General features: G+C 53.5%; 10 protein-coding genes. 5 read left to right on the forward strand and 5 right to left on the reverse strand.

Translation table 11 applies throughout. The annotated features are described in order from the left end of the window. The first annotated feature begins 511 nt into the window (after positions 1-511). From KK925_RS11335 to KK925_RS11035, 3 genes are all read left to right on the forward strand, one after another. Entirely contained in the window at positions 512-646 is a 135-nt protein-coding gene (locus tag KK925_RS11335) for a hypothetical protein (protein ID WP_268905656.1), read from the forward strand. A 78-nt stretch (positions 647-724) separates the two neighbouring features. Then, positions 725-1126: a hypothetical protein gene (locus KK925_RS11030; RefSeq protein WP_214096522.1), complete on the forward strand. Its 402-nt coding sequence runs from the start codon at positions 725-727 to the stop codon at positions 1124-1126. 393 nt (positions 1127-1519) lie between these two features. Further along, the gene (locus KK925_RS11035; protein ID WP_174582662.1) at positions 1520-1708 is read left to right on the forward strand and encodes a hypothetical protein; all 189 of its coding nucleotides are present in this window, start codon (positions 1520-1522) and stop codon (positions 1706-1708) included. Between the two features lie 246 nt (positions 1709-1954). Here KK925_RS11035 and KK925_RS11040 read toward each other — a convergent pair whose 3' ends face one another. The 5 genes from KK925_RS11040 to KK925_RS11060 all read right to left on the reverse strand — a co-directional run bounded on the left by KK925_RS11040 (position 1955) and on the right by KK925_RS11060 (position 7431). Beyond that, positions 1955-2755, reverse strand: a complete 801-nt coding sequence (locus KK925_RS11040) for an ABC transporter ATP-binding protein (protein WP_174582663.1) — start codon at positions 2753-2755, stop codon at positions 1955-1957. Next, positions 2752-3612, reverse strand: coding sequence for an ABC transporter ATP-binding protein (locus KK925_RS11045; RefSeq protein ID WP_174582664.1), 861 nt, complete (start codon positions 3610-3612; stop codon positions 2752-2754). Before KK925_RS11045 ends, KK925_RS11040 begins: the two co-directional genes overlap by 4 nt. A gap of 68 nt (positions 3613-3680) precedes the next feature. Further along, a complete protein-coding gene (locus tag KK925_RS11050; RefSeq protein WP_174582665.1) occupies positions 3681-4733 on the reverse strand; it encodes an ABC transporter permease in 1053 nt (350 codons plus the stop codon). Then, on the reverse strand, positions 4723-5691 hold the full coding sequence (locus KK925_RS11055; RefSeq protein WP_174582666.1) for an ABC transporter permease: 969 nt from the start codon (positions 5689-5691) through the stop codon (positions 4723-4725). Before KK925_RS11055 ends, KK925_RS11050 begins: the two co-directional genes overlap by 11 nt. A 6-nt stretch (positions 5692-5697) precedes the next feature. Continuing rightward, the gene (locus tag KK925_RS11060) at positions 5698-7431 is read right to left on the reverse strand and encodes an ABC transporter substrate-binding protein (protein ID WP_236027921.1); all 1734 of its coding nucleotides are present in this window, start codon (positions 7429-7431) and stop codon (positions 5698-5700) included. 91 nt (positions 7432-7522) lie between these two features. Here KK925_RS11060 and KK925_RS11065 point away from each other — a divergent pair, with 91 nt between their 5' ends. Further along, positions 7523-8839, forward strand: a complete 1317-nt coding sequence (locus KK925_RS11065; RefSeq protein ID WP_174582668.1) for a bifunctional UDP-3-O-[3-hydroxymyristoyl] N-acetylglucosamine deacetylase/3-hydroxyacyl-ACP dehydratase — start codon at positions 7523-7525, stop codon at positions 8837-8839. 5 nt (positions 8840-8844) lie between these two features. Continuing rightward, positions 8845-9636 (forward strand): acyl-ACP--UDP-N-acetylglucosamine O-acyltransferase, encoded by a 792-nt coding sequence (gene lpxA / locus KK925_RS11070; RefSeq protein WP_236027922.1) that lies wholly within the window; start codon positions 8845-8847, stop codon positions 9634-9636. The last annotated feature ends 1259 nt before the right edge of the window (positions 9637-10895 follow it).

A 10895-nucleotide genomic window follows, 5' to 3' on the forward strand; every position in this document is an offset into this window, starting at 1 on the left:
AAAGACCGGCGATTTTGTCGACTGCTCCAGAGGGAGAGAGCGCAATTTTGAAAAAAAGCTAGCGACATCTCTGAACAACTTTTTTGCGAAGTACCCGCTTTCTTTTGGTTCTATGAGGGAAGGGTGGCGATGATAGGTCATGTTTGTTCCTACCATGCGCCTTTGTCAGAAAGAAGGGGCGGTGGTGGAGTATCTTCCCTTGGTGGAACGCTATCGAGAGAATGGGGGATCAAGCAGCGATTGATCACTACCCTTGGGCGCAAGGATGTTTTGGCGGCTCATCTGGATCGGCTGGTGGAGTTGCTTGGGCGGGTAGAGTCGAGGCGAAGGACTCCAGAGCTTGGGATCCGATGCTCGTTGCCAGGCATCTGTGGCAGGAGCTCGCTCTGGAAGGGTTTTTTTTCGAGGAAAAAAAGGAGGACGACTGAGAGCTTTCGCTGGCCGACCGAGTGTTCGTTCTTGTCGTTCACTGGCTCCTTTGCCCCGGGGACGAGCCAGCTTTAGCGTAGTGATGGGAAACCGAGTACGTCCCAGACCGGCGAGGAGAGCGGATCCGGCCGGTCCGGAGACGGATTGTGACTGGGGTTGGGTAGACCCTAGGTTTCTTCGGCAGTGGGCTCGCGTTTTGGAAGAACTCATCGAGTGAAAGGAAAAAATCGAGGATAGGCTTTTTGTGCGGCTCCGAGATCTTTTCTCTGTTGAGCCTGAGAGGCTCTTCTACTTTTTGATTTCCTCCGATATCCTTGGGGATGGCACGGAAGGTTCGGCGCGATCCGGTAATAGCCGGTGTGTGTGGCAGAAAAACTGGCACATTTCTGCAGGGGTTCTTACGGCCAATGGCTTGCCAATCGCTCATTCTGCCTTTTGGCGCACCTGTCACGATTTGGGAACGCTGCAAAAGATGGTCCCCGACTGGGAAAGGTGCTTTGGATTGCGTCGGATCATTTTTGTTGGGAATCATGGGATAGTAAGGATGGCTGACTTGGAGTTCCTCGGAGAGCAGGGAAAGGGGTTTTGGTCGGGTTTGCGCCGGCGAAGGAGCCAGCAGCTTTCGGTGTACATTCGCAGGGGCCAGAGCGGCACACGGCAGCGCTTGTCTTCAGAGGGGAAGGAGGTGCGTTTGTGAAGTCGAGGAGGCGTTCTCTGGGCGATGGATCTTTGTGGTCGAAAGTGCCGAACGGCGGGCGTACGAAGGGATCAGTTGAAAAAAGAACATGGGAACATCCGCGAAGAGCTGGATAGGATCGTCCAGCGCATGAAACAAGGAAAGCGGCCAAAAGCGGAAAAGCTTGCGGCCTTTGTCAATCGGGTTTTTTTTTCTCCATCGTGGCCATCGCTACTTTCGTTGGAGCCTCTCGGCGGGCAAGCTCTAGGTATCCGAAAGAGCCGCCAGAGAGGAAAAAACGTAATGAGGCGAAGTACCTCATCCAAACGGAGGAAAAGAGCCCCTTCCCACCGGAAGCGGTCCACGCCGATAAGGAGCTCTCCGAAGCTCACAGAGCCTTTCGGAAGCAAAGTTGTGGATTGGAACTTCGCTCCATCTGCCACTACGATTCCCCAGTGCGTGCAAGCGCAGGTCTTTATTGCCGTCTTGGCCTTCCTGCGAGACGGGCTTTTTGCGAAGAAACTCGAAGCTCTTTTGCCTTCCTTTTCCGCGGGGCAAGCGTGGACTGCCCTGCAAACGATTCACCCGGTAGAGTTTGACTAGGGGAATGAACAGCAGCGCGGAATCACCCCGGGGAACTCAGGGGCTTGCCACATCCTTGCTGCCTTGAAAATCCCGGCCCGAGCGCTGTGGTTCCACATCCAAGCGGCCTACATTGGCCGAAGAGCGCCAATTGCAAAATCCCCGTTTTGCGTTTCAGTAGCTAACGATGCCATTGCTCAATACCGGACAGGCCCCCCTTGAATCGAGCCGAATCCGTCGGGCCGCTCGGCCAACTTTCCTTGTAGCTCAAAGCTTAGGCACAGCCTCCAGTAACTTCTGTGTATATGGATGTCGGGGATTGCGATAGATTTCTTCGGCGGGCGCTGCCTCGACGAGTTTCCCTGATTGAAGTACTAAAACCATATCGCTAATATGTTCGACAAGCGCCAGATCGTGGGAAATGAAAAGGTAGGTAAGACCTAATTCAGCTTGAAGGTCCATGAGAAGGTTGACGATCTGTGCTTGCACGGAAACATCGAGGGCGCTCACAGGTTCGTCACATACTAAAAGATCAGGTTCTACAGCAAGAGCTCGAGCAATCCCAATTCTTTGTCTCTGTCCGCCGCTAAACTCATGTGGATAGCGGTCCATGTGTTCCGCCTTGAGACCGACTTTGTTTAAAAGCTCTGCGATACGGTCCCGCCGTTGGCGACGATTGAGCTGTGGAAAATGGATTTCGAGGGCTTCCCCTATTGTCTGTTCAATCGTAAGCCTTGGATTGAGGGAGTTATAGGGATCCTGGAAAACCATTTGGATCTTTTTGCGGTAGGGCCGAAACTCTTTCGAAGAGAGGGAGACAATTTCCTTGCCTTCGTAAAAAATTTTTCCTGAGGTAATCGGTATCAGTCGGAGAATCGCGCGACCAATCGTTGTTTTTCCGCTGCCACTTTCCCCGACAAGACCTGTAGTTGTTCCCTTGCGAAGCCGAAAGGATACGTCATCTACCGCGCGGATCCATCCAGACGTTCGACGAAACAAACCGGAACGAATGGGAAAGTAGACCTTAAGGTTTTGGACTTCGAGGATGGGGACCTGAGATGAACTCATGGTTGGCTCATGGCTAGTTCCAATTGGTCATAATCAATGGTGGCTAAACGTTTTTTGTGCTCTCCCAGTCGAGGCACGCACGAAAGGAGAGCCTGGGTGTAGGGATGGCTAGGATTGTGGAGGATGTCGCGAGTCGGCCCTTGCTCGACAATTTTTCCGCGAAACATCACCATGGTCCGATCTGCAAAATCTTTAACGAGACCGAAGTTGTGGGTAATGAAAAGGACCGCCATTGCTTCCTTTGCCGTTATTTTTCGAAGCAGCTCCATGATTTGGGCTTGCACCGTAGTATCCAGTGCGGTGGTGGGCTCGTCGGCTACGAGAAGCTTGGGTCGGCAGGCCAGTGCCATTGCGATCATGACGCGTTGCTGCATTCCGCCGCTCAGTTCATGCGGGTAGGCTCGGTATCGAAGCTCCGGAGACGGGATTCCAACTTCTCGCAACAGGCGAATGACTTCCTCCCTGCGGTCGGAGACATCCGGCCGGTGGAGAGCCAGGGCTTCTTCGATTTGGAATCCGATCGTCAACACGGGATTGAGGGAAGTCGACGGTTCCTGAAAGATGTAAGCAATCCCTTTTCCTCGCACCCGTCGCAGCCTGGATGAATCCATTTGCAAGACGTCTTCGCCCAACCAGAGGATTTGTCCCGAGCGATACAAGGCCGGAGGTGTGGGAAGAAGTCGGGCCAGCGATAAGGCTGTAACACTTTTGCCACTTCCGCTTTCTCCCACCATCGCGAGTTTTTCACCCTCGCAGATCGTAAAGGATACTCCATTGACAGCGATGACTTCTTCATCGCGGTTGGAAAAGCTAACAGTAAGATTGTGGACCTGTAAAATTTCTTGTCGAGCGCTCATTGTGTTATCCTTTCCAAGGCTTGCTTTGGTTACTTCTTATTACAAGGGAACCGGAACACTCGTTCCTTTCACCGCGTCTGTAGCTCCATCCGCGGGTCGACGGCATCCCGTAATGCATCGCCCAAAACATTAAAGCAAATGACCGTAAGGGCAATGGCCACCCCTGGCGTGAGTAACCACCAGAAGTTAAGCGCGAAGACCTTGATGTCCTGTGCTTGGGCGAGCATAAGCCCCCAAGATGCCGATGGCTCTTGAATTCCAATACCTAGAAAACTTAAAGCAGCTTCGCCCAAAATATAACCGGGAATGCTGAGCGTGCTAGACACGAAAAGGTAACTCAGGAGGTTAGGGAGAAGATGACGCCATAAAATCCTCCATGGCGATAGACCCAAAACGCGCGCGGCTTGAATAAAAGGCATCTCACGAAGCGATAGAACAAGACCGCGAAAGATTCGAGCGGGGGAAGACCAGCCGATGAGACTGAGGATAATAAGGATAAGGAAGTACATTTGATCGGAACTAAAATGGGAGGCAAATGCGGCTCTGAGGGCAAGAAGCAGGTAAAGACCAGGAATAGCCATGAGAAGCTCGCTTGTCCTCATGGCTAGGGAATCCCAGATACCCCCAAAATACCCAGCCAAGCCGCCGACGAGTAGACCGAGTCCAGTAGTGAGGGTCACGCCGACCAGACCAATGGATAGAGAGACGCGAGCTCCGTAGAGAAGCCGAGAAAACACATCTCTTCCCGTGCTGTCACTTCCCAAAAGATAAATCCGGACCGGCGGATCGACGCCGAAAAGATGAAGATCGCAGGGGAGAATCCCAAGGAAGCGGTAACGGAACCCGTGAACCAACCACTTCAGGGGCACTGACTTTCCCGGGATAGGCCGGTATTCGGCCGCAGTGGGGTCCACGTTACGGTACAGTTGCACTCGAAACCCACCGTTGGCCCAAAAGATTCGGTTCGGAGGGTGGAAGGTCTCTCCAAGCGCCTGGCTTGAGGGTTCATAGGGGGCAAGGAAGGGCGCAAAAAGGGCAAGAAAATAGAGGAAAAACAAAAGGCTTGCAGCGGTTAAGGCTCTTGGACGGAGAAAGAATCGAACCAAAAGCCTATCTCTCATAGCGAATCCTTGGATCGTTCCAGGCCAAGAGCAAATCCGATAGAAGATTGCCCAGAACCAAAAGCAGACAGCTAATGACAATGGATCCTAAGACAAGAAACTGATCCTTTCGAAGAAAGGCTGAATAAATGAGTTGTCCAAGACCAGGATAATTGAAAACGTTTTCCACAAGAAGAGATCCACTCAATAGTCCCGAAAAGACATACCCGATGGAGCTTAGAACCGGGCTAATCGCATTGCGTAAGATATGTCGAAAGAAAATCACACGTTCGGGGAGGCCTTTCGCGCGGGCTGTCATGACGTATTCTGCTCGAATAACATCGAGCACAGTTGCCCGCATGATCCGTAGGATTCCAGCGATACCTCCAACACCCAAGGCGAGGGTCGGGAGAACAAGGTGCCACAGCACGTCCAGTATACGAAGCACGGGAGGAAAAAGTTCATGCTCGAGCGACGTGAGACCACCGATCGGGAACCACCCGGTTCGTGCGGCAAGAAATACCGCGAGCAGACCTAAGAAGAACTCGGGAATCGAGAGCGACAGGTAGGCAACGAAGCTAGTGAATCGATCGAGCCAGGAGTCCTTGTACATAGCCGAAAGCACCCCCAAGGGAATGGCAAGGCTCCAGGCAAAAAGGAGCGAACACAGGTTGAGCAGCACTGTTGCGGGAGCTCTTTGCCATAAAAGTTCAAGGACGGGTACTTTGTAGGTCCACGAGTAACCGAAGTCACCACCTAGGACATTGCGCAGCCAATAGAAGTACTGGATGTACCAAGGTCTTTTTAACCCAAAGTCCTGTTCCAGCCTTGCAATATATTGGGGATCCACATCCCGTTGCGCTTTGATAGGGGTAAGAAAGTCTCCGGGTGCAAGACTCATCAGAAGAAAAGCCAGAGCCGTTACGCCGAGTAGTAGGGGAATCAGTGCAAGGATTCTCCGAAGAATGAAGGTCATCATAGAAGATCAGGGGGTCCAAAGGCGATCGAGATTCCAGACGATCGAGCCAATCTTGGGAACGTCAATGTTGTACCACCGTTCTTTGAGCCCCGCATAGGCATTGGGGGTGACTAGGTAAATGAAAGGAAGCTCTTCGCTCATGATCTCCTGGACTTCGTCGTAACACTTTTTTCGGACCGCTTCGTCGAGGGTCGAAAGCTGCTTTTCCATAAGCTCGTCAATTCGTGCTTCCCAAGGTGTGGCAGGGTGTGGCTGGTTAGGATACCATTGGTGTAGTCTTCCTTTGCTCAAGAAAACGGACATACCGTCGGCGGGATCTCCTCCCCCTGTGAGGCCGAGCAGGCAGGCTTCATAGTCGTAGGAGTCGGCAATTTTATTGACGAGGGCTCCAAAGTCGAGAAACTGAAGCTCCATCTCAATCCCAATCGCCTTAAGGTTTTCCTTGATCACGGTCGCCATCGCTGTTCGCAAGGGATTTTCCTGGTTGGTGAGGAGTGTGAATTGAACCACATTTCCGCGGGAATCCCGAAGGACTCCGTCGTCACCTCGAACAAACCCTGCCTCTGCCAGTAACGCGAGAGCTTGGGACGGGTTGTAGGGATATTTTTTTACGTTGGGATTGTACCACTTGGTGTTTGCGGGGCTTTCCGGCCCCCACAAGGGCGCTCCCCGTCCGAAGAGCACACCCCGTACCATCCCTTCTCGATCAATCGCGTAGGAGATTGCCTGGCGAAAGCGCCGGTCGGTAAACCAGCGAAGTTTGACCGGATCCACGAAAGGCTTGCCGTCTTTATTGCGGCCCGGATTTTGGTTAAACCAAAGAAAGGTGCTCGACGTCGAAGGGCCGCGGTCATAGATCCGGAAATGATGGATCGGGGCGAGCCGTTGAACCCATCCTACCTGGTCCGGGGCGATCGACTCAGCGTCGGTCTGGCCGGAAGCAAAGGCGATGAGGCTAGCGTTCTGGTCCTTGACAAACCGGGTAATGAGAAAGTCGATATAGGGAAGGCGGACGCCGTGGAGATCCACTTTCCAATAGCAAGGATTGGGCTCCAGGACAATCCTTTCCCCAGGTCGGTAGGAGCGAATGCGGTATGGCCCGGTTCCGACGAGCCGTTCCGGGTGACGTTGGGCGTCGCTGACCGTCCATTGTTTTTGGAGGGTACCATTTTCCCAGGCGGTTTCCAATATATGGCGCGGCATAATGGGTAGATCGCCCACATTACGAAGAAAAGGGGCAAAAATACCTGGTGTTCGAATCCGTACCGTCCACTGGTCGACTTTTTCTACCAAAAAGGGCTTGCCTTTGACCGTAAATTCGAGTCCGTACCGGTTAGGATAGCGGGGATCGTAGAGGCACTGGAACGTAAAAAGAACGTCATCAGCAGTGAGCGGGATTCCGTCACTCCAGCGTAGACCCTTGCGCAGATGGAATGTGAAGGTCTGGTTATCGGGTCCCACCTCCCAGCTCCGAGCCAACGCGGGGATAACCTTCTCGCGAACCGGGTCCCAGCTTGTAAGGCCATCGAAAAGGAGCCCTAGAAAACTGGCCGAAGTAGCATCTTCGCTCACTAACCAGTTGAAGGTATTGGGTTCCCCGGGCACCGTGTCGACAAAGACCCCCCCTGGCTTTCCTTGGCGACCGGACCAAACTTCTGGCTCCGCCGGTAGAGGACAAGCCTTTCGCTCTGGACGGATCCCAGGCGAACATCCGACCGCAAAGACCAGCCCTAACGCCAAAAGCAGGTCCCGAGTGCGGCGAAAAAAATGGACGGTAGCGCGCAAAGTCTCGCTCTTGCCAAAGAATGAGCTAGAGGGTTAGATCCGTCAAATGCCAGCGCCGAAACAGCGAACGTTAGCATCTCCGGTAGCGGCTCAGGGGACAGCTCTCCATACAGGGTCAAAGGTTACCATCCGGTTTCTACCGGCTCCCCCGGATACAGGATACCTCTTCCGGCGAGTAGATTTGCCGGACGAACCTACTTTGCTTGCGCAGATCGAGAATGTGCGACGGACCGAGCGAGCCACCAGCCTGGGAGAAGGGAGTGTCAAAATTCACACGGTCGAGCATGTGCTGGCTGCCTTGCGAGGATGTGGGATTGACAATGCCGTCATCGAGCTAGATGCCAACGAACCTCCCATCGGGGACGGTAGCGCCCAGTTTTTCGTAGACATGATCCAAAAAGCGGGAATCATCGAGCAGGACAAGCCTGCCTCCTTTTACGAGTTACGCGAGCCGGTGTGGGTAGAAGGGCCAGAGGGAGCGCATATCGCGGCTTGGCCCTGCCAGCAACTTCGGATCAGTTGTACGCACGCAAGCCATACCAAGAAATTTACCCAGTTTCTCCTTTGGGAGTACGACTCGCAGCGGTTTGTAGAGGAAATTGCGCCGGCTCGAACTTTTGTGTTCTTCGAGGAGCTGGAAACCCTGATGCAGAAGGGCCTCATCAAGGGAGGGAGTATCGAAAACGCAATCATCATCCGAGATGGGGCCATTTACGCTCGAGAACCCTTGCGGTTCGAAGATGAGTTTGTGCGGCACAAGATCTTGGACATTCTCGGCGACCTCGCCCTTTTTCCGAAACGCTTAAAAGCTCATATCGTAGCCGCAAAGCCGAGTCACGCGTTAAACGTTGAGCTAGCCAAAGCGATTCATCGCCAACACAGGGAATACTTGTCTCGCCTTATGCCCGTAGAATTGATTCCCGTTGGGGAGGGTGCCTTAGAAGTCGGAGAGATCCTAAAGATCCTTCCTCATCGGTTCCCGTTCCTCATGATCGATCGCGTTCTTAAGTTCGAAGAGAACACTCGAGCCGTAGGACAAAAGGCCGTTACCATTAACGAACCATATTTTCAAGGTCATTTCCCAGGCCACCCGATTATGCCTGGCGTGCTCCAGATTGAGGCTATGGCGCAGCTGGCGAGCATTCTATTCCTGCGGCAAGCTCAGAATGCCGGTAAGCTTGGCTACTTCATGAGCGCAGATCGGGTGAAATTCCGGAGGCCGGTTCGACCGGGAGACACCTTAATCATCGAGGTAGAGCTTGTGCGATCGCGTGGAAGCATTGCCAAGGCCAAGGGGCGTTGTTTCGTGCACGACGACGTCGTATGCGAAGGGGAGCTTTTGTTTGCTCTCACAGCTCCGTAAGACCCGTGAAAACAGAGATCATGCGCACGATTATCCATCCAACGGCCATCATCGAGCCTGGGGCCGAGATTGGAGAGGGCGCACAGATTGGGCCTTATGCCTATATCGGAAGTGAAGTACGGCTGGCAGCTCGTTGTCGTGTCCATCACCATGCGTCGATTGTCGGCAAAACGGAGATTGGAGAGGAAAACGAGTTCTACCCGTTTGTTTCGATTGGACAGAAGTCCCAGGATCTCAAGTATGAAGGCGAGCCTACGTATCTGAAAATCGGTGCCTGTAACGTCTTTCGGGAGTTTACCACGGTCAACCGGGGGACGGCTCGGGGTTCGGTGACAGTTATTGAATCTCACAACACGTTCTTGGCCTATTCCCACGTAGCGCATGATTGCCGGATTGGAAGCTATTGTGTGTTTTCCAACGCAGCGACTTTGGGTGGACATGTGGTGGTTGAGGACTATGTGACCGTGGGGGGCCTTGCTGGCGTTCACCAATTTTGTCGGATCGGTCGGCATGCGATGATCGGAGGTTGTAGTAAGATTGTTCAAGACGTTCCTCCGTACATGCTTGTCGACGGAAATCCGGCTCGTGTCCGATCGATTAACCTCGTAGGATTGCGAAGGCGACGTTTTCCTTCCGCAACGATCCGGGAACTTCGTTTAGCTTACCAGATCCTCTACGAAGAGGGACTCAACACGGCCCAGGCTTTGGAGGCGATTCGGAATCGTCTGCGCCCACTCTCCGAGATTGTTGAGCTTGTGGAATTTATCTCCAAGTCTCAGCGGGGTATTACGCGGTAGCGGAAGCAAGGTGCGATGCAAAAAGGGGCGTTCGGTTGGGCGTATGCTGCAAGAAGGGACGGGTGTGAGGCAAGGGGAGTGTCTTGGCCTCTTCCCTGCGCGGCTCGGTTAGGGCAGGTCGGGTCAACGAGAGATGGAGAGGGTTTTTGCCGCTGCCTTCAAGGGAGCCTGGGAAGGGAGGCAGGTTCGGCTTTTGGCGGGATGCGTCTTGAAAGATCGGTGGGTTGCGGCGGTTGAACGGTTTTTTTGGACCAATGCCAAGTTCTTTGTCCATCGGTGTGGCAAACTGCTGGCTTCGGGGGGATTGTGAGGCTTGGGCCAGGCCACCGCGACCGAACGTGGCCAAGAGGGATTGCGGGCGGATGCCACGATGGCTATTGCTCAAGCCGGAAAAGAAATCTAGAGAGGGGAGTCCCTCAGGTAAAAGCACGCGGAAGCGGCTGAAATGGGGTGGGCCGGAGCCAGAACTCCCTTGCGATTGAGGGGTACCCTGGTGCGAATGATTGGCTTTGGGCGGATTTCTAGCTCCAATCCGATTCCCTGTCCGTAAGAAGGGGCGCGGGTCATCCATCCTTGCGGCAGACATTTGCCGGTTACGAGGAGAAAGCCGGAGCGTTTTCGCGTGGTTTTTCCGATGTTTCGTGTCGTTTACCCCACTTCTCTCTTCGAAGGCGATCCAGTTTTCGGCGTGCGGTTTGGGACGTCGACCCGGATCTTTCGATGGATGATTCCCTTGAGGTTAGCCGGATCATGGGACCAATCCGCAGTCATTGATCTGGGGGTAAAAGGAGTTTTCAGGCCGCCGGCTCGTTTGGGTGGGTGTCCGGCCGTCGGTTTTTTCAACTCATAGCGCCTATTCGGGGAAAAAAATCTCTTTTCCCCGCGCCACCCAAGAACTGCGCTACGGAACCTGATCACAACCGCGTTGTGGCGCTTTGCCCTCCTATCTAGCAAAGCCTTGCGCGGCAAAGGGCTTTTTCTTCCGTTCTCCAGTGCCTGCGTTACGGTTAATCCAAGGAAAAAGCCAACTTGCTGGTGGCTTTTTCGGACACTTTTTTGTCTTCTAAAGCTTCTTCGCGAACGACCGCGAAACAACGGAGGAAACACTTTTTCAGCCAAAAGCTCGTAGGGGTGAAAAATGGTGGCTAGAAACGGATCGCCTTCAACGGGTTGGAAGTATCACAAGCCGGCTTTGGCAGCCTCCTCTGACGACCTTTCTAGAACTCATCTCAAAAATGAAGCCATCTCAAAAATATCGT

The organism is Candidatus Methylacidithermus pantelleriae, assembly GCF_905250085.1.
Taxonomy (GTDB): Bacteria; Verrucomicrobiota; Verrucomicrobiia; order Methylacidiphilales; family Methylacidiphilaceae; genus Methylacidithermus; species Methylacidithermus pantelleriae.

Bases quoted from the DNA above. Each gene is read 5' to 3' on its own strand.
- KK925_RS11335 (WP_268905656.1), top strand. From the start codon at position 512: ATGGGAAACCGAGTACGTCCCAGACCGGCGAGGAGAGCGGATCCGGCC.
- KK925_RS11040 (WP_174582663.1), bottom strand. From the start codon at position 2,755: ATGAGTTCATCTCAGGTCCCCATCCTCGAAGTCCAAAACCTTAAGGTC.
- KK925_RS11045 (WP_174582664.1), bottom strand. From the start codon at position 3,612: ATGAGCGCTCGACAAGAAATTTTACAGGTCCACAATCTTACTGTTAGC.
- KK925_RS11050 (WP_174582665.1), bottom strand. From the start codon at position 4,733: ATGAGAGATAGGCTTTTGGTTCGATTCTTTCTCCGTCCAAGAGCCTTA.
- KK925_RS11055 (WP_174582666.1), bottom strand. From the start codon at position 5,691: ATGATGACCTTCATTCTTCGGAGAATCCTTGCACTGATTCCCCTACTA.
- KK925_RS11065 (WP_174582668.1), top strand. From the start codon at position 7,523: ATGCCAGCGCCGAAACAGCGAACGTTAGCATCTCCGGTAGCGGCTCAG.